Origin of the sequence: Rothia sp. HMSC036D11 (assembly GCF_001814205.1) — a bacterium.
Classification (GTDB): Bacteria; Actinomycetota; Actinomycetes; order Actinomycetales; family Micrococcaceae; genus Rothia; species Rothia dentocariosa.
This window is the reverse complement of sequence record NZ_KV815302.1, coordinates 31,863-56,896: the sequence shown is the minus strand read 5'-3', so window position 1 is coordinate 56,896 and position 25,034 is coordinate 31,863. Positions and strand designations below refer to the sequence as shown.

General features: G+C 53.5%; 22 protein-coding genes. 18 read left to right on the top strand and 4 right to left on the bottom strand.

All coding sequences use genetic code 11. From position 1 onward, the window contains the following. Positions 1–3: 3 nt before the first annotated feature. Entirely contained in the window at positions 4–981 is a 978-nt protein-coding gene (locus tag HMPREF2958_RS06705; RefSeq protein ID WP_070697462.1) for a hypothetical protein, read from the bottom strand. 149 nt (positions 982–1,130) lie between these two features. Here HMPREF2958_RS06705 and HMPREF2958_RS06700 point away from each other — a divergent pair, with 149 nt between their 5' ends. The 3 genes from HMPREF2958_RS06700 (at position 1,131) to HMPREF2958_RS06690 (ending at position 2,776) form a co-directional block, all read left to right on the top strand. Beyond that, positions 1,131–1,580, top strand: a complete 450-nt coding sequence (locus tag HMPREF2958_RS06700; RefSeq protein ID WP_239652982.1) for a hypothetical protein — start codon at positions 1,131–1,133, stop codon at positions 1,578–1,580. Positions 1,581–1,686: 106 nt separating this feature from the next. Then, positions 1,687–2,244: a hypothetical protein gene (locus HMPREF2958_RS06695; protein ID WP_070697460.1), complete on the top strand. Its 558-nt coding sequence runs from the start codon at positions 1,687–1,689 to the stop codon at positions 2,242–2,244. A gap of 28 nt (positions 2,245–2,272) precedes the next feature. Next, positions 2,273–2,776, top strand: a complete 504-nt coding sequence (locus HMPREF2958_RS06690; RefSeq protein WP_070697459.1) for a hypothetical protein — start codon at positions 2,273–2,275, stop codon at positions 2,774–2,776. Positions 2,777–3,027: 251 nt separating this feature from the next. Here the strand turns inward: HMPREF2958_RS06690 and HMPREF2958_RS06685 are convergent, their stop codons facing one another. After that, positions 3,028–4,971 (bottom strand): acyltransferase family protein, encoded by a 1,944-nt coding sequence (locus HMPREF2958_RS06685; RefSeq protein ID WP_070697458.1) that lies wholly within the window; start codon positions 4,969–4,971, stop codon positions 3,028–3,030. A 284-nt stretch (positions 4,972–5,255) separates the two neighbouring features. Between HMPREF2958_RS06685 and dapB the strand changes: the two genes are divergently transcribed. The 12 genes from dapB (at position 5,256) to HMPREF2958_RS06625 (ending at position 19,354) form a co-directional block, all read left to right on the top strand. Continuing rightward, positions 5,256–6,023, top strand: a complete 768-nt coding sequence (gene dapB, locus HMPREF2958_RS06680) for a 4-hydroxy-tetrahydrodipicolinate reductase (RefSeq protein ID WP_070697457.1) — start codon at positions 5,256–5,258, stop codon at positions 6,021–6,023. Between the two features lie 21 nt (positions 6,024–6,044). Further along, the gene (locus tag HMPREF2958_RS06675; protein WP_070697455.1) at positions 6,045–6,695 is read left to right on the top strand and encodes a hypothetical protein; all 651 of its coding nucleotides are present in this window, start codon (positions 6,045–6,047) and stop codon (positions 6,693–6,695) included. A gap of 156 nt (positions 6,696–6,851) precedes the next feature. Next, a complete protein-coding gene (gene dapA / locus HMPREF2958_RS06670; protein ID WP_013398754.1) occupies positions 6,852–7,787 on the top strand; it encodes a 4-hydroxy-tetrahydrodipicolinate synthase in 936 nt (311 codons plus the stop codon). Between the two features lie 278 nt (positions 7,788–8,065). Then, positions 8,066–9,790: a ribonuclease J gene (locus HMPREF2958_RS06665; protein WP_013398755.1), complete on the top strand. Its 1,725-nt coding sequence runs from the start codon at positions 8,066–8,068 to the stop codon at positions 9,788–9,790. A gap of 231 nt (positions 9,791–10,021) precedes the next feature. Continuing rightward, positions 10,022–13,132, top strand: a complete 3,111-nt coding sequence (locus HMPREF2958_RS06660) for a DNA translocase FtsK (protein WP_070697453.1) — start codon at positions 10,022–10,024, stop codon at positions 13,130–13,132. A gap of 248 nt (positions 13,133–13,380) precedes the next feature. Next, positions 13,381–14,007, top strand: a complete 627-nt coding sequence (gene pgsA / locus HMPREF2958_RS06655) for a CDP-diacylglycerol--glycerol-3-phosphate 3-phosphatidyltransferase (protein ID WP_070697451.1) — start codon at positions 13,381–13,383, stop codon at positions 14,005–14,007. A gap of 83 nt (positions 14,008–14,090) precedes the next feature. Then, positions 14,091–14,606 carry a CinA family protein gene (locus HMPREF2958_RS06650; protein WP_070697449.1) on the top strand — a complete coding sequence of 172 codons (516 nt, stop codon included), beginning with the start codon at positions 14,091–14,093 and terminating at the stop codon, positions 14,604–14,606. Positions 14,607–14,840: 234 nt separating this feature from the next. After that, complete coding sequence (locus HMPREF2958_RS06645; RefSeq protein WP_004006266.1) at positions 14,841–15,248, top strand: helix-turn-helix domain-containing protein; 408 nt, start codon at positions 14,841–14,843, stop codon at positions 15,246–15,248. 159 nt (positions 15,249–15,407) lie between these two features. Continuing rightward, positions 15,408–15,629 carry a DUF3046 domain-containing protein gene (locus HMPREF2958_RS06640; RefSeq protein WP_004006267.1) on the top strand — a complete coding sequence of 74 codons (222 nt, stop codon included), beginning with the start codon at positions 15,408–15,410 and terminating at the stop codon, positions 15,627–15,629. Between the two features lie 323 nt (positions 15,630–15,952). Then, entirely contained in the window at positions 15,953–17,065 is a 1,113-nt protein-coding gene (gene recA / locus HMPREF2958_RS06635; protein WP_004006268.1) for a recombinase RecA, read from the top strand. 140 nt (positions 17,066–17,205) lie between these two features. Next, entirely contained in the window at positions 17,206–18,291 is a 1,086-nt protein-coding gene (locus tag HMPREF2958_RS11155; RefSeq protein WP_246828067.1) for a regulatory protein RecX, read from the top strand. A 55-nt stretch (positions 18,292–18,346) separates the two neighbouring features. Then, positions 18,347–19,354 (top strand): DNA glycosylase AlkZ-like family protein, encoded by a 1,008-nt coding sequence (locus HMPREF2958_RS06625; RefSeq protein ID WP_070697447.1) that lies wholly within the window; start codon positions 18,347–18,349, stop codon positions 19,352–19,354. Position 19,355: 1 nt separating this feature from the next. On the opposite strand, the gene HMPREF2958_RS06620 is transcribed toward HMPREF2958_RS06625, so the two are convergent. Beyond that, the gene (locus HMPREF2958_RS06620) at positions 19,356–20,678 is read right to left on the bottom strand and encodes a hypothetical protein (RefSeq protein WP_246828066.1); all 1,323 of its coding nucleotides are present in this window, start codon (positions 20,676–20,678) and stop codon (positions 19,356–19,358) included. A gap of 40 nt (positions 20,679–20,718) precedes the next feature. Between HMPREF2958_RS06620 and miaB the strand changes: the two genes are divergently transcribed. The 3 genes from miaB (at position 20,719) to dapF (ending at position 24,279) form a co-directional block, all read left to right on the top strand. Continuing rightward, positions 20,719–22,236 (top strand): tRNA (N6-isopentenyl adenosine(37)-C2)-methylthiotransferase MiaB, encoded by a 1,518-nt coding sequence (gene miaB / locus HMPREF2958_RS06615; protein WP_070697443.1) that lies wholly within the window; start codon positions 20,719–20,721, stop codon positions 22,234–22,236. 56 nt (positions 22,237–22,292) lie between these two features. Beyond that, on the top strand, positions 22,293–23,267 hold the full coding sequence (miaA, locus tag HMPREF2958_RS06610; RefSeq protein ID WP_070697441.1) for a tRNA (adenosine(37)-N6)-dimethylallyltransferase MiaA: 975 nt from the start codon (positions 22,293–22,295) through the stop codon (positions 23,265–23,267). A gap of 73 nt (positions 23,268–23,340) precedes the next feature. After that, positions 23,341–24,279, top strand: coding sequence for a diaminopimelate epimerase (gene dapF / locus HMPREF2958_RS06605; protein WP_013398765.1), 939 nt, complete (start codon positions 23,341–23,343; stop codon positions 24,277–24,279). Positions 24,280–24,373: 94 nt separating this feature from the next. Here the strand turns inward: dapF and HMPREF2958_RS06600 are convergent, their stop codons facing one another. Continuing rightward, the gene (locus tag HMPREF2958_RS06600) at positions 24,374–25,003 is read right to left on the bottom strand and encodes a class I SAM-dependent methyltransferase (protein ID WP_070697525.1); all 630 of its coding nucleotides are present in this window, start codon (positions 25,001–25,003) and stop codon (positions 24,374–24,376) included. Positions 25,004–25,034: the final 31 nt, after the last annotated feature.

The following is a 25,034-nucleotide window of genomic DNA, read 5'->3' as shown; positions in this document are numbered from 1 at the left end:
CTTTTACGGATTATCTTGCGATGCAGCTAGATATGCCTCTGCATCAGTGCAAAGCATATCGGCAGTGTAATCCTCCGATAAAAGAATCCGCAGAGCCTTCAGGAGGCGGGATTGCCCTTCACATGCGAAGAACAGCTCGTACTGGGCGTGGGCGACACGGGCAGCAAGATCAACTTGAGAGTATGCGGGACTGCTCAATTCACCAAGCGTGTCCGCGAGAATACTGTACTTTTGCATGAGTTGCTCACTGTCGGCAAAAATCTCATCGTCAGACGTGCGAAACAGCTCATGCCAGTCAAGCTTGGGAATATCGACCGGAGTCACCACATCCTCCGAGCCTATTTCCTGAAGGAAGGAACGCAGATCATCCACGGGCCAGGTGACGGATTCAAGAAGACGTATACCAAGGTCCGCGAAGAATGCCAGATCTTTACCCTGATCCGCCAGCTCGCGGCAGAGGTCCGGTAGTTTAAGCAGACACGCATGCCGATCAAGGTAATCTTGAAGATCACGTGTGAGGTCTTCAATCGAATAATCTTTTCCCACAAGCCCCTCAATCGCACAGGTAACACGCCTGCGCGGGTCTGGCTCAAAATAAGAGCTGTAGTGGGCATTGACGATTTTCCACAGGACGCGAAGATCGTATCCTGCCAGGGTCGTATCTTTTGGAGCGGCAGCAGATATGTGATGGGAAGTTACCGCCTCATCGAAAGCTTCCAGAAGGATGGAATATTTGCCCATGAGCCATTCGCTTTCCAGAAACTTTGGGTTTGTTCGGAGCTCGGCAGGATCGCGTGGGGCTGCCATATCTTCGGGCTCTAGACCCCGCATAAAAGCCTTAACATCCCAACCGTGCTGTGGAGACCGCGTAAGCAGAAGAAGACAGAGACTTATGTAGAAACTAAAGTCTTCTTCACGCTCTACAAGCTCTTGAAGAAGAGACTCTAATATATCGTGTGATGTTTCCTGCTGTGACTCCATAGAATCCCTTTGATATTGGGTATAGGGGCGGTGCTTTTATGGTAGAGATTATCGTGTACAGCTTTCACGAGTTTCTCATGAGGAGATTCCTCCCTGTTTTACTTTATCCTTGTGCTAAGGTTGAGAGAATTCGCGAAAGGAACCCCGCTATGTTCACTATCGTTGTCCCTCCCGACTATACCGAAGAACTACAGCAAATCTGCGGTCTAGATGCATCACAACGTGAGAAACTTATCAGCCTTTTAGCATTGGCGTGGCTTGACTGGAAACAGCAGCACCTTTCAGCGCTTGAGGTGGCTGAGGATATTGTGCGTATAGTGCGTGAGCAAGAAATATTCTCCCACGCCGAACGTCTCCAGCAGTGGGCAGAGAGCATGGACGAGATGTACCTTGAGGAGCTCGACGCCGATAAACCGTACGATATTGTACAACCGCTTTTCTACCGTGCCCGGTTTGCTGCCTCTTTATCGTATGCTCAAGACGCTCTTACGGAGGATAAAAGCCTGGATTATCTGCTCTACGAGTACTCCTTCTCACAGGAGACCGACACGGATCACCTGATGCTTGATGCCTTGCGGGTAGCTCGTCAAGGCTCTTAGCGGTAGAGAACTTTCTGAGAGATTTTTAGCGACATCACCTTTCTAAGAGACAACTAACATCACCGCTGGTGTATTTTCAGCATGTCAGAGAGAAAACCTATAACTCATGATGAACTTTGAAGATTTTGATCAAGCTTACGATTGGTTTACGCTGCGTCATGAGCCGATGCCGTTCGACGTAATGACTAGAGCCCAGCTGCGGCAGGTCGTTAAACTGTTCAAAGAGGATCAAGGGCCAAGGATCGCGTATGTTGCAGAGTATCTAGGCTCCACGAGCGGCAAAGAATTTCCCACTCTCCGTGATTTAGAACAGCTGTTGCGGTTGGGGAGGGAATCTATGGATAGGACTGGGCCGGAGATGGATGATATTTCTGGCACTTTTTTCAGCTTGGCCAATGATTTTGCTTTCTGCCTGTGTGCATTCTTGCAAAAGTATCGGGATGATGTGGATTGGGTGGCATCGAAAACCTCAAAGAAGTCAGGTGCGTACAATCGACCATTGATAGCTCGTCCTAATTATGAAACCTCCAAAGGGTATATTGATGGTCTGCAGTTCTTTCTTGGATCAATAAGGTCATCTGTTCGGCGGGAGGAAACGGTTGATGATGTGATGGATGAGTTGAAGTTTGCGATCAAAAGGAATTTTGACATAGATTTCAGCTAACGCCTTCAGGCAGCAGGAGGGAAGACACATGCCAGACTTCAGTGAAATGATGCGCCGCAGCCCAACCATCAAGGAGTTCTATTTTGAGTGGGAGGGGTTGCAGATTTTTGGAGCGATTGATATCACGGATGTCCCGAAAGAGCTGGAAATAAGGTTCACGTCACCGCACCCGGCTGGGGAGGTAGCTTTACGATTAAATGCCTATGACTGTAAGTTTACCCATCCAGACGGAAAGCTATCGGAGAGAATCAGGCTGGTTCATGGTGAGGTGAACCCGACACCGGGCGACGAGAATTACGCCCGAATACCTATTCATGGTGCCACTCAAGAATCATCAATCCTTGTGTACAACGAGTATTTAGCTGGTCCTCGGGGACTCACGGATGTAAAGCAACTAGAGTCTTTCACCGGTGATAGCGGAATGCTAGTTGAGCGCTGTGAAAACAGCATTTTGTTTCGCTGCAATTCGTGGAAACCTGCCGATAGGAAGGCTTTTGCTGATATGCAGGGGAGCGTTACTTTGTTGTACTAATGTACTAAGCAAGCCAAAGCGGGATCCCAAAGACGTCTTGACGATGTGGAATAGATTTAGCAGGTCATGCAGACGTACACATGATGCTACTCCAGGTACGTGAAGTTCTTGAAAGGTTTACTTACTTTCAAAACTCCTTCCTCCAACCTGCCAGTATCAAAACGGTTTGATTTTCTTGACCCGTAGTTTGAGGCGTGTGGATTCAAAAGGTTTAAAAAACGCCACCAATACACTACACGTACGATTTCCTCCTAACTTTGTGCCCGAGCAACCGCCTCCGTCAGAATACGGGCGTAGAGCATCTGCCCCTTAACCTCCGGATGCACGCCGTCCGAAGTCATCAGGCTTGGATCGCTCCGCACCGCCTGCGTTATTGCACCGTTCCAGTCTGCAATATAGGCGCGGGAAGAATTTTTCTGCGCAAACTCACGAATCAGATTATTTGAAGAATCAATCCAGGTGAGGGCTCGCGGACCGTACCCCGTTGCGAGCACCAACTTCGTGTCTGCCGGAAGCGCCCGCAAAACCTCTTCAAGCTGACCGGGCATCAGCGTCGAGTTAGCGGTTACCGAGAGTACTAAAACTTTCCCAATTTTTCCCTGCGATGACCAGGATTTGACCATGGGCAACGCCTGAACAATGGTGCGTCCCTCTGCCGCGTCGATCGTGGCGTCCGGCATCGCATCATAAATATCGGGCTCTGCAGAAAGCACTACAGAATCGCCGATCACGGTTACATCAGCAGAATTCACCTGCGGATATTCATCTGGCACCGCAGAGGCCGCAGCGCTAGGGTTAGTTGTGGTCGAACTTGCTGTTGGCGAGGCGCTCGCATGTGCTCGTTGTTCCTCACGCGCTTTTAAACGTTCCTGGGCGCGCTTTTTGCCTTCTTCAACGGCGCGTTGTGCACTAGTTTGATCAGGAGCAGTTCGTACCGCGACGGCGGTCGCTGAGCCTGCGCCCATCACAAGCACTAAAGCAATAACGGGTAGAGCACGATACCTGCCGTAACGAATGCTTCCAAAAAATTGTGCGAACGAACTACGGAAACCATATCGCCGTACTGGAGTTTCAAGGTAACGATAAGAAAGCTCAGCAATAATGACGGTAATCAGCAGAACGACAACGTTCCACAGCGGTGAACGATCCACACCCAGAAGATAATGTGCCATAACGGCAAGCGGCCAGTGCCAGAGGTAAAGTCCGTAGGATCGCTGCCCAATCCAGGTGAGGGGGCCGAAAGATAGTACCGAACGTAATAGAGACGATGCCCCGGCAAGCATATCCGGCAGGATTCCTTGAATAACTCCAAGAGTCAGCAGCGAAGCGCCGAGGAGCCCCCAGGGGATAGTGCCTGGTGCCTTCTCCGGCATAAGAAGAGCGAGCGGAATGAGAGCAACCAAGCAGAGCCAGCTGAGAATTACACGCAGGAAAGTCACCGCTCCAAAGGGTTGCGCCACTCGATATATAACGTGTTTATCACGAGGTGGATAGAGCGACCACGGGATCGAAAAAGCTAGTAAAACACCTAGAAGCAGACCGTAAACATGGGTATCGGTACCGTAATAAATACGGCTGATGGGCGCTCCAAACGCCAACATAACCGTGCCGCTTGTTAAGGATGCAATGATAGCTATAAAGATAATGAGGCTGAATCGTCTCCACCGTCTGCCGAGGATAACACCCGCCGCCACCAGGAGAAGAGGCCAGAACAGATAGAACTGCTCTTCAACGGCAAGCGACCAAAAGTTCGTGAAAAGTTCGGGAGAAGTCTGAGCAAAATAGTCGTTACCGCTGAAAATAGAGAGCCAGTTAGATGAGAATGTGCCTGCGCCAGTAAGTTGTCTGCCCAGATTGACCTGTATATCGCCGCCTATTGCTAGTGCGATGGGTCCGGTTACTAAAATGAGTAGCGCTATCGCAGGGAGGAGCCTGCGAGCGCGGCGCTTCCAGAAAAGGAACAGGTTAATACGCCCAGTTACTGCACCTTCGCGGAGTAAGAGGGCGGTAATCAAATATCCCGAGATGACGAAGAAAATATCAACCCCGATCATACCGCCCGGCACCGCAGTAGGCCAGAGATGGTAAACAATTACCAGGAGTACGGCGATGGCCCTCAGGCCGTCAAGCCCGGGCAACATAAAAGAGCGGTTAGCCTCATGGGGACTGACCGCGGATGGAAAAAGTTGCTTCATGATGTGTTGTTACTCCGGGGTGATGAAAGAGTGAAGAAAAATACTGTTTACTAGTATAAAAGTTTATTTGTTAGATAGAGACGTTTGGAGCCATCGGGAAGTTTTGTGAAATTTAAGAAACGTGGCTACCAGATATTTTGGTATCTATAAGGGTGTTGTGCTGGTACTTGAGCGTTGATGGGGCGTAGTGCATAAGCAACATAGTGTCTCGATTCGTGCTGTACACCACATGCGATAATAGGGTAGAGATAACTGGGCTATTCGTAATTTTTGGAGGCAACAGAATGGTAGAAGCAACGCAGACTAAAATACGGCGGGTGGCGGTTCTTGGAGCATCGGGGCGTATGGGGTCGGAAGCGGTCAAGGCTATTGCCGAGGCCCCCGATTTTGAATTAGTTGCCGCTTTAGGGCGTGAAGATTCTCTCGAAAAGCTCGTTGAAACTAATGCTGAGATTATGGTTGATTTGACCGTGCCGACCGCTACCGAGACGAACGTCCGTTTTGCCGTAGAGCACGGAGTGCATGCCGTTGTGGGTACTACCGGCTGGACTGAAGAACGTGTGGAATCCTTGCGTGAGCTTCTTGATGAGCACCCGCAGGTGGGTGTGCTGATTGCACCGAATTTTGCGTTGGGCTCCATTTTGGCGACGGAATTTGCCGCTAAGGCAGCGCCGTATTTTGAATCGATTGAGATTATCGAGATTCACCACCCCAATAAGGTCGATGCCCCCTCGGGAACAGCCGCTCACACAGCACGCCGGGTTGCGGCTGCGCGAGAGGAAGCGGGACGTGGGATCAGCCCGGATGCTACCGAGAGTGATCCTCTGGGCTCTCGCGGCGGTAAAGTTGAGGGTATTAATGTGCATGCGGTGCGGCTTCGCGGCATGGTTGCGCATCAGGAAATTCTGCTGGGCGACCCCGGACAGCTTTTGACAATCCGCCACGATTCTTTCGACCGCGCATCCTTCATGCCCGGAGTGCTTTTGGGTGTTCGGCAGGTTGCGGCGCATCCGGGGCTGAGCGTTGGACTCGATAAGTATATGGATCTGTAGATCGTGCGGATACCGACTCCAATGACCTCTGAACAAGAAACGGTAAAACCTGTGCGGGGCGCCTCATTGCTGACATCGTTGAGATTATGGGTTGCGATTGCCTGTCTCTTATTAGTCTGTACTGTGCTTCTGCTGCCTCTGCCGCTGGGTATTCGTGCGTCAATACTGGGCGTGCTGATTTTCAGCGGAGTATTTATGCTGGTGGATGCGGGCGGTAAAGGTAAAATCTTTGCGGCGCTCACAGTGGCGCTCTTGGGGCTGTATCTGCTGTTTACGGCACAGCGTGGGGTCGTGCTCATTGCATCGGGGAATATCGCAGGTATTCTGCTCGGGGTGGGACTATTGCTTTTGCCCGCAGTGGGTACATGGGCGCTTGTACGCGAGGTGATATTTGGTGCGCGTATACAGCGGATGGCTCAGGAGCTTGATGCCCAGGGTAAACTTCCCGAAGATACGCTGCCGCGAAGTCCTTCCGGAAGGGTTGATCGTGAGGCTGCTTCAGTAGAACTTGAAAAATTTGCCGATGTTCTCGAAGCACATCCGGACAGCTGGGAAGCCTGGTTTAATCTCTCGTGCATGTACGATGTCTGCGGTGAACGTAAACGTGCCCGCGCCGCTATGCGAAATGCGATTTCTCTACGCCGCGGTCGTGGTGTGACCGACCTGAAATAGCGTGGCTGTTAGGGTAGTCCATGCGTGTTCATGAGGAGTGCTTGAAGTTGCGTTTTGAGCTCAAGAACGCAGAACTCCACAAAAAAGTGAAAATTTTCGGGACAAAAGCAAAATTAATGTAGCGTAAGAATAGCTTAAGATAGTACTCTGGGGTGTATGGCTGAGAACGTGATGAACCCCGGTACTTTTGTAAACCCGCCTTTTGGGCGTCTGCTCACGGCGATGGTAACGCCCTTCGCTCAAGACGGATCTGTGGATGAAAAACAGGTTGCACACCTGGCGGAATACCTCATTGACAATGGTCATGACGGGTTGATTGTCTGTGGCACCACAGGAGAATACTCGACCATGACCGATGATGAGAACGAGCGAGTTTTCGCCATCGTCAAAGAAGCTGTAGGAGACCGTGCCTCTATTGTTGCTGGCGTGGGCTCGAACGACACCGCGCATACCATTGAGCTTGCCCGTCGCGCCGAAAAGGTTGGTGTTGACGGTTTGCTTGTAGTGACTCCCTACTATAACAAGCCCACTCAGCATGGCGTTTACGCGCATTTTAGCACCGTAGCAAAAGCCACCAGTACACCCATCATGCTCTACGATATTCCGGGGCGTGCCAGCATCCCGATTGCCCCCGACACCTACCGTCGGCTGGCAGAACTTGATAATATTGTTGCTGTTAAGGATGCGAAGGCTGACTTTGGCGCCGCAACCGACGTTATGGCAACCACAGATTTGCATTACTACAGTGGTGATGATGGTTTGACTCTGCCTTGGATGGCAGTAGGAGCCGTAGGCTTAGTTTCAGTTACCGCGCATGTGGCACCCATGCTCTTCCGTGAGCTTATCGATGCCGTTGTAGCGCAGGATCTTGTGAGTGCGCAGCGCATTAACCTGCAGCTCGTGCCCATTGTGAACGCCACCATGGGACGAGCCCCCGGCGCCGTTGCTGCCAAAGAAATCCTGGCTTGGCAAGGCGTTCTTGGCACACCTGTTGTACGCCTGCCCCATGTACTTTCCGAACCCGAGGTGGCGGAGGCTATCCGAGCGGATCTGCTTTCCTCCACCATCGCGCAGACTCTTAAAAACGCATAAGACTTTCTGCGGCTAGTTTCGGGCGGACCCAGCGTGACTCGTATGTAGCGAGAAGATCACGCGGGTCCGCTTTCCGTGCAGAAGCGGAACGTGAAGGCGTGGACCCCTCCTCTAGAGGCGAGATGCGTCCACGACCTTTGGCGAACGGACTCTCAGCCCCTCAAGCCGCATGAGCAGCACCCGCGAAGCAGCCCGATACGCTTCGGAGTCTGATACTCACGGCGGGTGCGCCCTTAGACGACACGAAAAATAGAATCATAGAAAATAAGGAGATACGCATGAGCGTTTTTGAAAATGATCTGCCGGCGCCTCCCAAACTGCAGAAAGACACCCTGCGCGTGGTGCCTCTCGGTGGTCTGGGTGAAGTCGGTCGAAATATGACCGTCTACGAAATCAACGGCAAACTGCTGATTGTAGACTGCGGTGTGCTCTTCCCTGAAGAGTCCCAGCCCGGTGTAGACCTAATCCTGCCCGACTTCAGCTATGTGGTCGATCGCCTGGATGATGTAGTCGCCATGGTTCTCACTCACGGGCACGAAGACCACATTGGGGCGGTACCTTATCTGCTTAAGAAACGTCCCGATATTCCCCTCATCGGTTCCGAACTCACTCTCGCGCTGGTAGAAGCGAAGCTTGCCGAGCATCGCATCAAGCCTTATACGCTCACCGTAAAGGAACACCAGATCGAAAAATTTGGTCCTTTTGAATGCGAGTTCATCGCGGTTAACCACTCTATTCCGGATGCACTCGCCGTATTTATCCGAACCGCTGCAGGCACCGTGCTACACACCGGCGACTTTAAGATGGATCAGCTTCCACTGGATGGGCGCATCACCGACCTGCGTCACTTCTCGCGTCTGGGCGACGAAGGTGTGGATCTATTCCTGCCTGACTCCACAAACGCAGAGGTTCCCGGGTTTACACCCACCGAAAAAAATATCGGACCTGTTATATCGAGCGTATTCCGCGATGCGCCCGGTCGTATTATCGTGGCCTCGTTCTCCTCACACGTTCACCGCGTGCAGCAGGTGCTCGATGCCGCAGTCGAGCGCGGGCGCAAAGTTGTGCTGGTCGGACGCTCCATGGTGCGCAACATGACCATCGCTGAGAAACTGGGTTACCTCAAGGTACCTGAGGGCGTTCTTGTAGATTTGAAGAAGGTCGATGAATACCGCCCCGATGAGCTTGTACTCATGTGTACCGGTTCGCAGGGCGAGCCGATGGCAGCTCTGTCGCGTATGGCTAATGGCGATCACAAGGTTCAGCTTGAACCGGGCGACACCGTCGTGTTGGCTTCTTCGCTAATTCCGGGTAACGAAACCAGCGTGTACCGCATCATTAATGCCCTGATGAAACTTGGCGTGACTGTTGTGCATAAGGGCAACGCGAAGGTTCACGTTTCCGGTCACGCTGCGGCGGGAGAGCTGCTGTACTGCTACAACATTCTGGAACCGAAGAACGTGATGCCTGTTCACGGCGAGGTTCGTCACCTGATTGCTAACGGGGAACTGGCGAAAGAGACAGGTGTTCCCGAAGAAGGCGTGCTCCTGTGCGAATCCGGTACCGTTGTGGACCTCAAAGACGGCGTAGCGAAGATCGTTGGCGAAGTTCCCTGCGAATACTTGTACGTGGATGGACGTTCTGTCGGTTCGGTGACTGAGGACGATCTTAAGGCACGCCGCGTTCTGGGTGAAGAAGGATTCGTCTCTATCGTGACGGTGATTGATCGTGCTACCAAACGTGTGGTAACCGGGCCAGATATTCATGCCCGCGGTATCGCCGAAGACGATTCGGTCTTCGACGAGATCACCCCCAAAATTACCGCCGCCCTTGAGGATGCGCTTCACCGTGCGCCCGAGAAGGTACATACGGTACAGCAGCTTCAGCAGATTGTGCGTCGTACCATTGGTGCATGGATCTCCCGCCGCCTGCGCCGTAAGCCCATGATCGTCCCGGTGGTCGTTGAGACTAAAACGGATGAGGAGCCTAAGCCGACGGTGTAGTGAGCGCATAGCCCACGGCGAAAGGTGGTGCGGGCACGCTCTGTGCGAACGCACCCCGCACAATACACGACAAACGGGGCCGATAGCTACTTGAGCGGTCGGTCCCGTTCCCGTGTACGGTAGCATATGAATACTATGGATGCGTATCACGTTCTTGCCCCGATTGCATCGGTCGCGAGAGAATGACGGCATCTAGCCCCAAGCACATGGAAGGTTGCTAACCTAGTAAATATGGCTTCACGGAGTAATCAAGGGCGTAAAAGCAAAACCGGATCAGCCAAGAAAACCTCGGCACGCGGCTCCCGAGGCACGTCTAAGCGCGCGAATATCCCCGAAACCAACCCTGTAGCAAATGCTATTGCGAAAGTGTGGTTAGGCATCGCCCACACGGTGGGCGGTGCTGTGCGTGCTCTTGGGGTGCATCGCACAGATTTAGATCCACAGGCACGCCGAGACGGCGGAGCGCTCTTCATTCTGCTTTTCGGCGTTATTACGGCGGGGGTCGAATGGTATAGCTGGCGCGTCATGTCTGCACCGGCCATTATTCATGCCCCAATCTCGGCATGGCACACCATGCTGGGCGGTGTTTTCGGTCAGGGTGCTATTTTGGTACCGATTCTGAGCTTTATCTTGGCATGGTGCGTTTTCCGTACGCCGGATGATGTTCGCCGCACCAATCGAGTCTCGCTCGGCCTGCTGCTCATCCTTATTGCAGCGTCGCTTTTCTTCGCGATGAACGCCGGATACCCCAGTTTTTCGGGCGGTTTTGAGGCCGTCTGGGCCGGGGGTGGCGCCATTGGTGCGCTTCTTGGACCTCTCATGCAACGCATAGCATTTGTACAGTGGCTCGTTATTCTGGCTCTCTTCGTCATGGGGCTCATGGTACTGACGGCTACTCCGGTGCGTCAGGTTATTCCGCGGCTTACACATCTCGTTCGCATGGCCTTGGGCGAAAAGCCGGTTGCCTCCACCGATGATGACCCGACCATCGCATACCCGCAGGACGGCTATGATGCGGATTCCACGGCAGCGACTCAGACAGTCGATTTGAGTGCCTCAGAACATGATCGTAGCTATCTTTACAGTGATGAGGAAGAACGCCGTACGCCTCGCGGCGGTATCTTCGGGTCAATTAAGCGGTGGTTCGGATTCGGCCGTTCCCAACAGGCTGATCAGGGATTGGATGAATACGTTGGTGATGAGGCGTTCGCCAGCCCCGTGGTTAATACTCATGAAGAGTTTTCCGCAACCTCAGCGGATGCTCCAGCGCCGCATTCTTCGGCATCGTCTCAGGGTAGGTTGAGCCGCCTGCCCAAACGCCGCACCGAGAACACCGTGTTCGATCATGAGGCTTCGGATGCGCCCTCGGCACGCCTGGCTCAGGCGCAGCGTGCCGCCGTTGAACACGGTCGTGTGGCACCGGATGCGCTCTTTGATGTAGAGGCTTTTGATGACACATCGGTGCAGCCTCTCGTGCCCGCCGCATCCGAGCAGAATGTTGCGACAAAGCAGATAGCAAGCCCTCAGACGCAGCCTCCTCAACAGTCACAGCCGGAAGCAGTGCAGCAAGGTACATCAGCTAAACCGCAGCAAAGTAGTGGTGCATCCCGCATGCCCCAGACGAAGCCGCAAGCTACGGTCAGCGGATCAGCGGCTGCCGGTACGGGGGCGTCACGACCCCTGCAAAACAACACGCGCACCGCGCATACCGAGCAGGCCCGCCCCGAACAATCCGTCGAGTCTTCGCAGGGCACTTATAACCTACCTGCAGAACAGATGCTGGTGGCAGGTCCCCCTGCTAAGGAATCATCCGAAGTGAATGAACACGTGGTCGAGGCACTGACCAATGTTTTAGAGCAGTTTAAGGTTGATGCGGTTGTCACCGGATTCTCGCGCGGTCCGACCGTGACCCGCTACGAGATCGAGCTGGGTGCCGGTACGAAGGTTGAACGTGTGACCGCGCTGAGTAAGAATATCGCCTATGCGGTCGCCAGCCCGGATGTGCGTATCCTATCGCCTATCCCCGGTAAATCGGCGATCGGTATTGAGATCCCAAATACCGACCGCGAGACGGTATCTCTGGGTGATGTCTTACGGTCCCCGCAGGCTCACTCGAACCCGCATCCGATGGTTATGGGCGTGGGCAAAGATGTCGAGGGTGGTTTTGTGCTTGCGAACCTGGCGAAAATGCCGCATATGTTGGTTGCGGGTGCAACCGGTGCCGGTAAGTCTTCGTTCGTGAACTCGATGATCACCTCGATTCTTATGCGTTCTACACCTGATCAGGTGCGTTTGGTGATGGTGGACCCCAAACGCGTGGAGCTTACTGCCTATGAGGGAATTCCGCACCTGATTACGCCTATTATTACTAACCCGAAGAAGGCAGCAGAGGCGCTTCAATGGGTAGTACGTGAAATGGATGCACGCTATGACGACCTGGCGCATTACGGGTTTAAGCATGTAGACGATTTCAACAAGGCTGTACGCGAGGGCAAGATTCAGCCTGAGCCGGGGAGTAAACGAAAAATTCACGAGTACCCGTACCTGTTGGTTATCGTGGACGAGCTTGCCGATTTGATGATGGTTGCCCCGCGTGACGTTGAAGAGGCGATTGTTCGTATTACGCAGTTGGCGCGTGCAGCTGGTATTCACCTAGTGCTTGCAACTCAGCGTCCTTCGGTTGACGTGGTGACCGGTCTGATTAAAGCGAACGTTCCTTCGCGTATGGCGTTTGCGACGTCATCGGTCACGGATTCGCGTGTGGTGCTGGATCAACCAGGCGCTGAAAAACTGATCGGTCAGGGCGATGCGCTCTTCCTGCCGATGGGTGCCTCGAAGCCGATGCGTGTGCAGGGTGCGTGGGTCTCTGAATCCGAGATTCACGCGGTTGTTGAGCACGTGAAGCAGCAGGCTCCGACAATTTACCGTGAAGACGTTATGGTTTCTGCCGGGAAGAAGCAGATTGATGAGGAAATCGGCGACGACCTTGATGACCTGCTCCGGGCGGCTGAAATCGTGATTACCACGCAGTTTGGTTCTACCTCAATGCTTCAGCGTAAACTCCGCATGGGCTTTGCGAAGGCGGGGCGTATTATGGATCTGCTGGAGTCTCAAGGCATAGTTGGTCCTTCCGAGGGTTCGAAGGCGCGCGATGTGCTGGTGCGCCCGGACGATCTACAGAATACCTTGGCACGCATCCGGGGTGAAGAGGTGCCCGAACCCGTTGAGGAAACTTTTGAAGACCCGTATGCGCAAGCGGTGAACCCCGCAGAACCTGCCGAATATGCGGTGGAAGAGAGCGATGAGGGCTCGGAGGACGCCTGGCAGCTTACGGGGCGATAACCCACCAACAGTCGTATTCAAAGTAGTTCTCACATCCTAGAGAGATTCCCGCTTCTGCTGGCATATCGTGCTGCGGAAGCGGGAATTTTTCTATTACTGCGAGCCCGAACAAGGATTTATCGGAATGCCGTTCTTATAGGAACGATACCTCGTATACTGGAAAGATATGAGGCGAGGGCTACGCTCTGGGAGTTCCTTGCAGCCAACAGCGAGTCGTTGGTACCAGACTGTAGAGACGAAGGGTAAAAGTGAGTCAGGAATCAGCATCGGCGGTATCGCAGACCGAGCGTCATGTATCTAACTGGAATCTGCCGAATATTCTGACGGTTGTGCGTATTATTGCAGTTCCTTTTTTCGTTGTAGTGCTCCTTGCAGGCGGAACATTCGGAGCTAAAGATGTAGCGCAACGGTGGCTTGCTTTTGCCCTCTTTATCGCCGCGATGATTACAGACTGGGCGGACGGTTACCTGGCTCGAAGCTGTAACCTCATCACGAGCTTTGGGAAGATCGCTGATCCTATTGCTGATAAGCTCCTCACCGGTGCGGCGTTTATTACCCTTTCTTGGTTGGGCGAGCTGTGGTGGTGGGTGACCGCTGTAATTCTCCTTCGGGAGTGGGGAATCACCATCATGCGTTTTTTCGTTATCAAATACGGGGTTATGGCGGCAAACAAGGGTGGAAAGATCAAAACCGTTTTACAAACCGTTGCTCTCGTGGTGATGCTTTTACCCTTAGGACTCCTCGGCAAACCTTGGTTGGTTCCCGGATGGGTTCTTATGGCGGCGGTAACCGCTATTACCGTCTGGACAGGGGCGGTTTATGTGCGTGATGCCCATCAGCTTCGCCAGACATGGCTGGCGCAGCATCCCGCATAGGCATGAGGCTGGGGACGGTTCTAGATGGACTGTCCCGGTATTTTATACGCCGGATATATCTCGTTGGGAGGAGAGGAGTACTTATGGACGTACTCAAAACGGTACCGCATAGTGCGAAGGAAGCCTCTCAGATGCTTCACGATGCGTTGGTCGGTACAGGTCTGACAATCTCTACGGCGGAATCCCTAACGGGAGGAGACGTCGGGGGTACTATCTGCACCGTTGCGGGAGCCTCGGAATACTACCGCGGCGGGGTTATCTCATATGCGAGCGCGGTCAAGGCATCCGTTTTAGGCGTAAACGAAGAGCTTTTAGCTAAGAATGGTTCAGTTGATCCGGAAGTTGCCCGGCAGATGGCACAGGGAACCGCACATATCTGCGAGGCCGATTACGGGGTTTCGACCACCGGGGTTGCAGGGCCGGAGCCGCACGATGGTAAGCCCGTTGGTACCGTATTTTTGGGTATGCACACTCCAGAGGCAACCTATGCCGTACAGCGGCACTATGAGGGGGATCGGGTACAGATTCGCGCCTCGGCAACGGCGGATGCAATTCTCCTGCTAACCCAAGCTGTGCACGGTACTAAGGACGCATCGTAGTCTTATCTAGAGGTCAGCTGAAGTATCTTTTCACGGGATACTTTAATCAAGTTTCCAGGGATTTCCCAGGTGCATGGGAATAAAACTATAGCTTGGTAAGTTTGAATATATACTAGCCAGGCTCATATAAACGGTACAGCACCCAAGGCTAGCCGAGAACTAAAAAATGAGTTAGGCTTAATAACTGTAAGAACCGAACACTGGTTGACCTACGTACGAGGAGAAACAACGCATATGACCAAGAAGCGTGTATCTATTAATGGTATTACCCGGTGGAAAGAAATTAACCCAGCTCCGCAACAGGTAGCTCCTGTTGTGGAAGAGGCAAAGACTGTACCTCTGCGCCAGGCTATTGGCGAGGTTCTTCGTGACGTTCGTCAGCGCCAGGGTCGTACCCTACGCGAGGTTTCACAGAGCGCACGTGTTTCCCTGGGTTATCTCAGCGAAGTTGAGCGTGGGCAGAAGGAAGCTTCTTCGGAGCTTCTGGCATGGATTTGCCAGGCGCTTGATATCCCGATGTACCAGATGCTCCGTGAAGTCGCCGACCGTATGGCAATTCTAGAGGGCGTACACGTTCCGGATACCGTTCCCGCCGAGCTTGCTGAGCAGTACCGTAACGATTACATGATGGCTTCGCTCTAAGAGACCTATGTGAGCGAACCGCGCATCCGTTATGATGCGCGGTTCGCTTTTTTATGCACTGACAACGGTAGAGGTCTACTTTCGCAGGGGACTCTGATGAAGCATTCTCGTGATTTTTTCTCGGATATGCTCTGAAACAGGAGAGCGTAAGGAGGGATGATGAAACTCAGCGAGTTTTGGACAAATATGGACTACGAATTCGGTGCTGGGTATGCCCGAGTTTTGGCGGGAGATTTGGTGCTTGGGTCGCTTGGGAATATGACGGCTTTAGAGGCACTTGAAGCTGGGGTTGCACCGAAGGATGTTTGGCTTGCGGTCTGCGAGACACAGGATATTCCGGAGGTTCGCCGTTTGGGACCCGACCGTGAACCGCGCAGGTAGCCGAATCCATGAATTGCTGCGGAATAAGTCCGGTTTAGGGGTTGTTGCGACGCTGTATGTGGAGACTCTGAGATAGACACGGCGAGCATAAATTCGAAAAAATTTGCCGAAAATTTGTGCGATTTATAGGATTTTTGTTCGAGTCGTGCTAATCTATCCACAGAGTAAAAATATCTGTACTTTCTGGGGGGATTTTTCCACATTCTTCCGCCGCCGGTCTTAAAGTGTCAGGCGGACTTCGTAGAGTAGTGTGCAGAGGGTGGCGAGAAGCACCTCCCGAAGAATCATTGAGACCTTCTATTGATAGAACGAGGTAACTAACCGTGGCAAAGAACAGCAAGGCACAGGGCGTCGCTCGTGTTCCTGAAGAAGGCCGTGCCAAGGCACTCGAAGCCGTGATGGCTAAAATCGACAAGGATTATGGTAAAGGCGCGATTATGCGTCTAGGCGATAAAGAGACCGTGAAAACGGAGGTTATTTCAACCGGCGCTATCGCTTTGGATGCTGCTCTCGGTATCGGCGGACTGCCCCGCGGCCGTGTGATCGAAATTTATGGTCCTGAATCTTCCGGTAAGACCACTGTCGCTCTGCATGCTGTAGCGAATGTGCAGAAAGCGGGCGGTATCGCGGCGTTTATTGATGCTGAACATGCACTCGATCCGGTCTATGCTGCCAAACTCGGCGTTGACACCGATGCCCTCTTGGTATCGCAGCCCGATACTGGGGAACAGGCACTCGAAATTATGGATATGCTGGTTGGTTCCGGTGCTGTAGATATCGTTGTGGTCGACTCTGTAGCAGCTCTCGTTCCCCGCGCCGAGATTGACGGCGATATGGGGGATTCTCATGTGGGCTTGCAGGCGCGTTTGATGAGCCAGGCTCTCCGTAAGATTACGGGTCGCCTGGCATCCACCGGCACTACAGCAATCTTCATTAACCAGCTTCGTGAGAAGATCGGCGTGTTCTTTGGTTCTCCCGAAACCACGACCGGCGGTAAGGCCCTGAAGTTCTACGCCTCGGTGCGTATCGATATTCGACGTATTGAGACCTTAAAGGACGGGGCGAACCCCATTGGCAATAAAACTCGTGCCAAGATCGTGAAGAATAAGATGGCTCCTCCCTTCAAACAGGCCGAGTTCGACATTCTGTATGGTGAGGGTATCTCCGTTGAAGGCGGTATTCTTGACCTCGCGGTAGAGCATGACATCGTCAAGAAGTCTGGCGCCTGGTTTACCTATGATGGCGAACAGCTGGGGCAGGGGCGCGAGAACGTGCGTAAACTGCTCAAGGATAACCCGGAATTGACTGAAGAACTACAGTATAAGGTCCTCGTAAAACTCGGAATTATCGATCCTGAAGGCGAGGAATCTTCGGAAGAAGCTGAAGCCACATCGGTTGAAGCCGATCCTCTCGACGAGCTCGCAGAAGAATTCTAAATAAGATGGCGTGTGCCGTGCATCCACGATAGCCTAGCTTTGAGGATACGCGGCACACGCTCTAGCATATCTGAGAACTCTACGCCTTTGAGGCGTTGTACCTACAGGATTACAGCATCGAATCAGCACAGGAAGGCGGCATGGGTAACGATTGGTTGGCGGATGCCTGGGGTGATAACCCGTTGAGTGACCCTGCGATTTCTGACGCTGAAACAATTTCTGATGCTGCAGAGGGCAAAGCCACAGGATTCTCTGATTGGCATCCCGCCGCACACGGATACGTGGAAGACAAACCCGACCCCGATTCTGCACCCTATCGTTCTTCCTCATCGCGCTCGTTCCCACGCACACGAGGGGGAGGGGCGGCAGCTCAACATGATGCAGAACCCCGTACACAAAACGCTTCATCAAAACCCTCAGCAGAGCGTACATCGGGCGCCCGTAAGAAGCGTCGAAACCCGGACTGGAAAAAAGGATTCCGGCGCCCCAAGAACACCGAAAAATCGCCCTTCGCCCCGGCTATTGGGGCTCATCGTGCAGAGGAAGAACATCCAGAAAAAGTACGAAAGAAGAAAAGGTCATCAGGCCCATTATTTCGTGAGGGGAGTGCCCTCAACGAACCTTTGAGCACCGAAGAAGAAGCTCTTATTCGAGGTATCGCTACCGAAGAAAAGACGAATGTTCCGGGCACCAATCGCTCAGGACGTTGGAAACAGCGCGAAGAGCCAGATCCGTACACGCGAGCAAAGACTCTGGTTTACAATCAGCTGGCGTATTCCGCTAAATCCCGCGCGCAGCTGCAGAAAAAACTTGCCGATAAAGGGTTTGAGGAAAGTCTTATAGAGCCGCTGCTCGATAAATTCGAGGCGGCTCACCTAATCGACGATGCCGAGTATGCGCGTTCCTTTGTGGAACAGCGGGGAAAACATAAGAAGCTTTCCCGAACCGCTCTGCGCCGTGAACTCAAAGAGCGAGGAATTACCGGAGAACTTGCTGAAGATGCGCTCGCTGCGCGCACGGACGAAGATGAGCATCGGGATGCTGCGGAGCTCGTGCGCAAAAAACTGCGTCCTTCCATGAACTTCTCAGATCGTACCGAGAAGGAGAAAATCATGCGCCGGCTGGTAGGGATGCTGGCACGTCGAGGATATTCTTCATCCGTAGCGTTTTCGGTGGTAAAAGAAGAAATCGAGAAGTACCGCAGCGAGCAAGAAGAAGACTGTTGAATATTCTTCATCAGAAGAGTATCCAGCGGATCCAGCAACAGATAAGAGGTAATCTATGCAGCCGTTACAAGAACTTCGTGCCAGGCGTATGATCGCTCAGCTCCTCGCTCCAAGTGCAGCGCATCGTGGTATAGGTGTAGACGCTGACACTCTGTACCAAGAGACAAGCGCCCCGATACATGTGTTAAATCATCTCTACGCTGTTCAGGGGCAAAATTACAATGCCGGTGTGCGCGCCATTGCTCTACGAGCTGCGTGCAGTGCTGAAACAGTTCTTGAAGGCATCCATGACTACGATATTGTACGTTCGTGGCCTATGCGCGGGACACTCCATTTTTTGACTCTTAAAAGCTCAGATTCACTGTATGCTGCCGTCGCTGGTCGAGGTGCGAAGCCTCAGACCACCTATATGCATCAATGTAACTTTACGCTCGAAGACTTTGAACGTTGGCGTAAACATCTTCATGAAGCTTTACAAACTCGCGGTTATCTTGAGCCGCTCACCCGTACTGACCTCTACGCCATTTTGGATGAATGCGGCTATAGCGGACCAAGTTCGCGACGTAGTCACCTCATTCGGCTCTACGGCGGTGAGGGTACGGTTCTTCAAGGGCCGCTTCAGGGGAAAGAGGAAAGCTTCGTGCACCGTGACTCCATACCTGTGCCCCGCACAAAATACGAGCGAAAGCAGGCACTGGTTGAATTGGGTACACGTTATATATGCGGTCACGGGCCAGTGACTGCCGAGGACCTGAGCTGGTGGGCTGGAATTACGATAACCGATGCCCGATATGCGTTTAAACATGCTCATTGTACCCAGAACATTGTGCTGGGTGGGCAAGAATATGCGATAGGTTCCTGGCAAGAAGGCATTACCGACTCGGAACTCAAAGTTGCTCTTAATCGCAAGCTTATTCTCCCAGCCTTCGATGAGTATCTGCTGGGATATGCCGATAAGAGTTTTGCGTTGCGTGAGGAACTACGTCCGCAGGTTCTTACCCGGAACGGAATTAGTTGGGATTTTACGCTTGCCGCCGGTGAGGCAACTGGACGTGCCGTCTAATCTACTTTTCGAGGTTCTTACCGTAATCGCCAAGGCGCTGGATGAGATCGTAAAGCGCGGGGTCTTGAGTGTTCCCAAGAGTAAGCAGGATGCGCATCAGCTCGGCACCCTGATAGCAAATGCGGGGAAGAACCTGTACCCGGGATCCGTCGGCGTAAAGCTCCAAAAGCGTACACACTGTAATAGCTGCGCACACCGCAATGTCTTCGGCAAGCCTGGCATCTAAAGGTACTTCACCGAAGAGGACCGTATAAAATTTAGGAAGCTCCTGTTCCCTATCTACCCGGTAAAGCGGGTACTGGGGCGACGAGGGAAACCCGAGCATCGCCTCCACAAAAGGGAATCCGCGATGGTGAATACAGGTCCCCTCCGTATCAAAGGCGCGGGTGCCGATACCGCGAGAAGGTGCCGTATCGGCAGGGGAGTACAGCACGTTATGCGGCGAAAAATCTCCTGACGAGAGCATATAGACCTGCCCGCGGCTACGTTTAAACTGCTCGGGTACCGGCGGGCGTTTGAGGAAAAATGGCTGAGTAATGCGATGGAACCGGAAGATTAGTTCTTGGAGATCGTTTGTAGGTTCTTCGGCATCTTCGCTCCGTTCTGCTGGGAGATCGGGATATAGGCGTTGAAGCCCCTTCTCGGCAAGTTTCGGGGAGGGCATCGCCCCCGGGAACTGCGCCCTACGGTCCGCCCTCGCAAGCGATGCGCGATATTGATCGACGGTGTCGTCAAAAATTCCTTGTCGGGCGAATTCACCCCACACTGCCGCGTAAGCCGCAAAAGCGCGTGCCGTATTGTTCTGGTTGAAAAGCTGCGTGGAGGTATCAGCTATGAGGGAGTTTGCAACGGGTACCGACCCTTCAAAAACCACGTCTTCGAGTGCTAAGCAGCGTAAGTCATCATCAACACCGTAGAGGGCAGGGTAAATATCTGGAACCATCTCATCGAGGGCAACTGCACCGTATTTTTCCCGAAGGTATCCAAAACCGCCTGCGTTAGTCGCCGAATCTCCGCGGCGATAACGCTTTAAGATGACAGACTCGGGCTGCCAGGGCGTATGCGGGTTAGATCCATAGCGTACTCGCAGCACGACCGAGCGCATTCCGGTTGAGAGAATCGTCAGCGAGAGCGGAATCCGATCTCCGATAGCCGGTAGGGTTGCCGCCCACGAAAGCATCTTGAGAACACTGACCCGGAACGCCTCAGAATCGGCGGGGGAGTGCGTGGGCGCGGGATGGTATTCCGCGATGGCACGCTCAAGAATAGTCGCGAGGGGATCCTCAGGATATTGGCCGGAAGAATTACTAAGGGATACCTGCATAGAGCCATTATCCACCATCCGCTACCCTAATGGCGTGAGCATGACCCTAAATGATTTTTCTGCTGAATCCGCAACGTCCGCCGAAACTCCCCGAACCTATGAAGTTCGCACCTTTGGCTGTCAAATGAACGTTCACGATTCTGAACGTATGTCTGGTTTGCTAGAAGCGAACGGGTATGTACGCGCCGCCGAGGGGGAAGAACCCGACCTCGTGGTGTTTAACACATGCGCGGTGCGCGAGAACGCATCGAACCGTCTCTACGGGCATTTGGGGCAGTTGGCCTCCGTGAAGCGACGCCACGAAGGCATGCAAATTGCTGTAGGCGGATGCCTGGCTCAAAAAGACCAGAACACTATTATCGAAAAAGCCCCTTGGGTAGATGTCGTGTTCGGCACCCACAATATTGGCTCGCTCCCCACACTCCTTGAACGCGCCCGCCACAATCACGAAGCACAGGCGGAACTGCTCGAATCGCTTGAGGTGTTCCCCTCGACCCTGCCCACGAAACGCGACCATGTGTACTCGGGCTGGGTGTCAATCTCCGTAGGATGCAATAACACTTGTACCTTCTGCATCGTGCCGTCACTGCGCGGTAAAGAGAAAGATCGTCGACCCGGCGATATCCTCGCTGAAGTTCAGGCGCTCGTTGATGACGGTGCGATCGAAGTAACTCTGCTTGGGCAGAACGTGAACTCCTACGGCGTGGAATTTGGGGACCGTCAGGCATTCTCCAAACTATTGCGCGCCTGCGGTGATATTGAGGGACTGGAACGAGTACGGTTCACGTCACCGCATCCAGCTATGTTCACCGACGACGTGATAGAAGCGATGGCAGAAACCCCGAACGTCATGCCTGTTCTGCATATGCCGCTTCAATCGGGATCGGATAAGGTGCTCAAAGACATGCGCCGCTCATACCGATCCAAGAAATTCTTGGGTATTTTAGAGAAGGTGCGCGAGCGCATTCCGCACGCTGTCATTACCACCGATATTATCGTGGGGTTCCCCGGTGAGAGCGAAGAAGACTTCCAGGATACGCTACGCGTGGTGGAGCAGGCGCGGTTCTCGTCAGCATTTACCTTCCAGTACTCAATTCGCCCCGGCACCCCGGCGGCGACTATGGAAAACCAGATTCCAAAAGATGTTGTGCAAGAGCGCTACGAACGCTTAGTGGCTCTGCAGGACCGTATCGCGGGTGAAGAGAATCGTAAACAGCTGGGGAAGACTGTCGAGCTGATGGTTATCGCCGAGTCTGGGCGTAAAGCGCAACAGACGCATCGTCTGGCGGGCCGCGGACCGGATCAGCGCCTCGTACATTTCTCAGTACCTGCCGGGTGCGAAGAGCCTCGCCCTGGAGACATGGTAACCGTTCCTATCACTGAGGCAGGGTCATTCCATCTGATTTCAGATCCCACCGCTGAGCAGTATCAGCTTCGCCGCACCCGAGCCGGGGACGCCTGGGACCGTTCACAGGCCGAATCCTGCGGCGCCGGAACTACCCAAGTTTCGGGCGGTCCTGTGGGACTTGGCATGCCCACTATTGGGCCTAAATCCTAGATACCGTAGGGCGTGCGCGCGGTCTCATATTATCTGTAGACCCGTACAATAGACCCATGACGTACCCCTTAGAGCCTCCTATTATCGCTATTATCGGTGCCACCGGTACCGGTAAGAGTGCGCTCGCAATTGCTCTTGCCCGGCATCTTGGCGGTGAATGTGTGAACGCGGATTCTATGCAGTTCTATCGCGGTATGAATATCGGAACTGCTAAGATTACCGCTGAGGAAATGCAGGGGGTTCCTCACCATCTGCTCGATATTTTGGATATCACGCAGGAAGCTTCGGTAGCAGAATTTCAGCATCAAGCCCGGCAGCTCTTTGCGGATATTAGAGCGCGCGGTAAGTACCCTATTCTGGTGGGCGGATCCGGCCTCTATGTTCGGGCGGCTCTCGATAAACTCGAATTTCCCGGCACGGATTCGGCAGTACGGACTCGGCTGGAGCAGGAAGCCGCCCAGCAGGGGATCGGTGTTTTGCGCACACGCCTGGCTCAGGTCGATCCTGACTCTGCGGCGCGTGTTCACGACGAACGGCGCGTTATCCGTGCCCTCGAAGTTTTTGAGGTGACGGGGCGTCCCTTTTCTGCCTTTATGCCAGTACGCGAATATATCTCACCCGCCATACAGATTGGGCTTGATATGGATCGTGAACGCCTCCACGAACGCCTGTACCGGCGGGTGGTGAACATGGCGGAATCAGGGCTTTTAGATGAAGTACGAACGCTGGAACAGCATGGTCTGCGCGAGGGAAAGACCGCCTCACGTGCCATCGGGTACGCCCAGTTTTTGGAGGTTTTGGATGCGCAGACTACCGCCTCCACCCCCGCGTTGAGCGCGACGTATACTCTGCACGATGCGATCGAAGACACCGCGACGGCAACCCGACAATTTGCGCGTCGTCAGATAACCTGGTTTCGCGGGGATGACCGCGTACACTGGTTTGACGCCGAATCGAAGAACCTGCTTAGCCAAGCTCTTGAGGTCGTGCATCAGGCGAGCCAAGGCTGTAAAGGACCGAAACCTGCTTAAGACGCATCCTCTGCGGTAAACCGGTAGAATTTACAGAGATTTAGTCACGAAGAACGAAGGGTAGAGAACGAGCATGACCGATGGCGTATCCACGTGGGGAGAACTAGCCGGGCGTACTCTGACAAAGGGGCATGGAACGGGTAATGACTTTATATTTCTGACCGATCCAGCCTCTGAGATCCCGCTCGATGCTGACCTCATCGCGCGTGTCTGCGATCGTCATTTTGGAATCGGTGCCGACGGCTTTATCCGTGCAGCGTATACCGAAAATTTCAGGACCGGGCAGAATATGCTGGAAGAACATCCAGACGCTATCTGGTTTATGGATTACCGTAATGGTGACGGCTCGATCGCCGAAATGTGCGGGAATGGTGTGCGTGCTTTCGTCGATTACTTGCGTACTGAGGGAATGATTGACCTTGAGGTAGGTGAGACCGTCAAGATTGCTACGCGAGGCGGCGTCAAAATCGTGGCGCGCACCGAAGAAGGATATGCCATTGATATGGGTCCGTGGAGTTTTATCCATGGAGACACAGCACGCGAAAGTGGTGAAGATTCGCATGTTTCGGCGCGTGGACTGATGACTCCCCGAGCCGGTCTGTCGATTTCGATGGGTAACCCCCACACTGTGGTGATGCTGGGTCAGGAAGGCAAGTTGGACGGACTCGATCTGAACAGCCAACCACAGGTAAATCCAGCCCCCGAAAAAGGAACTAACGTTGAGTTTGTGGTTCCGGTTGATCTAGAAACATCCGACGAGAATAAAAACGTTGGAGCCATCAGGATGCGCGTATACGAACGCGGCGTGGGTGAGACTCTATCCTGCGGGACTGGTGCATGCGCGGCCGCGGCGGCAACCCGTTTTTGGGGCGGCGAAGAGGCGCCCGATGAATGGCTGGTTCATGTTCCCGGCGGCACGCTTGCAGTAACCTTCGTCCTAGGCCCCGACGACCTCGAACACGTCGTTCTAGCAGGGCCAGCTCAGACGGTTGCCAAGATTGAGCTCCACTAACCTACGAAGGAGTTTTGAGAACTTATGCCCGTCAGCCTTCTTCTGAGGCGGAGAAGCTGGCGGGCATTATCGCGTGAGCATCCACCTGAAGCCTTTAAGAACCTTTGGAAGAACGCACAACCTCCAAGATACGGAACCCCTTCGACATGGCATATCGAGATACCGAAAACTCGGATCCAAAACGTTCGGTGAGCTGTGCATCCAGCCATTTTTGCAGGGAATCAGAACCCAAATTCTTTTGAACCACCAGATAGGCAGCACCGCCGGGGGCTAGCCGCGGAAGCCACGTGAGCAGAATATTGTGCAGAACCTCTTTACCCACGCGAATCGGAGGATTGGACCAGATAGTATCGAAACGTAATGTGGGATCTATCTCATCGGGGGTGCTCACCGAGACGTTATGCAGCCCCAAAGCGCGGGCATTCTGTTCCGTGAGCGAAAGCGACCGGGAATTGACGTCAATCCCATAAACCTCAGATTGCGGAGCAAGCATAGCTAAAGATAACGCGATGGGTCCCCAGCCGCATCCAATATCGAGCATATATTTTCCGTGTGGCTCAGGTACTTGCGCTAAAAGAACCGCAGTTCCCTTGTCTATTCCCGAAGGACTAAAAATACCGTTCGCGGTCGTCACGGAAACCTCACGCCCCGCCAACTCAACCTGAACCGTTCGAGGTTTGAACTCGGCCTCGGGAGACGAGGAAAAATAATGCTGTTCGCTCATGAATCCAGTGTACCCGGCTGCACCCCGCATC

What these genes read in the sequence shown, in the direction of transcription:
- HMPREF2958_RS06695 (WP_070697460.1), top strand. Translation starts at nt 1,687, where the DNA reads ATGATGAACTTTGAAGATTTTGATCAAGCTTACGATTGGTTTACGCTG.
- HMPREF2958_RS06600 (WP_070697525.1), bottom strand. Translation starts at nt 25,003, where the DNA reads ATGAGCGAACAGCATTATTTTTCCTCGTCTCCCGAGGCCGAGTTCAAA.
- HMPREF2958_RS06675 (WP_070697455.1), top strand. Translation starts at nt 6,045, where the DNA reads ATGACCTCTGAACAAGAAACGGTAAAACCTGTGCGGGGCGCCTCATTG.
- HMPREF2958_RS06665 (WP_013398755.1), top strand. Translation starts at nt 8,066, where the DNA reads ATGAGCGTTTTTGAAAATGATCTGCCGGCGCCTCCCAAACTGCAGAAA.
- HMPREF2958_RS06620 (WP_246828066.1), bottom strand. Translation starts at nt 20,678, where the DNA reads ATGCAGGTATCCCTTAGTAATTCTTCCGGCCAATATCCTGAGGATCCC.
- HMPREF2958_RS06640 (WP_004006267.1), top strand. Translation starts at nt 15,408, where the DNA reads ATGAAACTCAGCGAGTTTTGGACAAATATGGACTACGAATTCGGTGCT.
- HMPREF2958_RS11155 (WP_246828067.1), top strand. Translation starts at nt 17,206, where the DNA reads ATGGGTAACGATTGGTTGGCGGATGCCTGGGGTGATAACCCGTTGAGT.
- dapA (WP_013398754.1), top strand. Translation starts at nt 6,852, where the DNA reads ATGGCTGAGAACGTGATGAACCCCGGTACTTTTGTAAACCCGCCTTTT.
- HMPREF2958_RS06700 (WP_239652982.1), top strand. Translation starts at nt 1,131, where the DNA reads ATGTTCACTATCGTTGTCCCTCCCGACTATACCGAAGAACTACAGCAA.
- HMPREF2958_RS06625 (WP_070697447.1), top strand. Translation starts at nt 18,347, where the DNA reads ATGCAGCCGTTACAAGAACTTCGTGCCAGGCGTATGATCGCTCAGCTC.
- dapF (WP_013398765.1), top strand. Translation starts at nt 23,341, where the DNA reads ATGACCGATGGCGTATCCACGTGGGGAGAACTAGCCGGGCGTACTCTG.
- HMPREF2958_RS06685 (WP_070697458.1), bottom strand. Translation starts at nt 4,971, where the DNA reads ATGAAGCAACTTTTTCCATCCGCGGTCAGTCCCCATGAGGCTAACCGC.
- HMPREF2958_RS06650 (WP_070697449.1), top strand. Translation starts at nt 14,091, where the DNA reads ATGGACGTACTCAAAACGGTACCGCATAGTGCGAAGGAAGCCTCTCAG.
- miaB (WP_070697443.1), top strand. Translation starts at nt 20,719, where the DNA reads ATGACCCTAAATGATTTTTCTGCTGAATCCGCAACGTCCGCCGAAACT.
- HMPREF2958_RS06645 (WP_004006266.1), top strand. Translation starts at nt 14,841, where the DNA reads ATGACCAAGAAGCGTGTATCTATTAATGGTATTACCCGGTGGAAAGAA.
- HMPREF2958_RS06660 (WP_070697453.1), top strand. Translation starts at nt 10,022, where the DNA reads ATGGCTTCACGGAGTAATCAAGGGCGTAAAAGCAAAACCGGATCAGCC.
- HMPREF2958_RS06705 (WP_070697462.1), bottom strand. Translation starts at nt 981, where the DNA reads ATGGAGTCACAGCAGGAAACATCACACGATATATTAGAGTCTCTTCTT.
- miaA (WP_070697441.1), top strand. Translation starts at nt 22,293, where the DNA reads ATGACGTACCCCTTAGAGCCTCCTATTATCGCTATTATCGGTGCCACC.
- HMPREF2958_RS06690 (WP_070697459.1), top strand. Translation starts at nt 2,273, where the DNA reads ATGCCAGACTTCAGTGAAATGATGCGCCGCAGCCCAACCATCAAGGAG.
- dapB (WP_070697457.1), top strand. Translation starts at nt 5,256, where the DNA reads ATGGTAGAAGCAACGCAGACTAAAATACGGCGGGTGGCGGTTCTTGGA.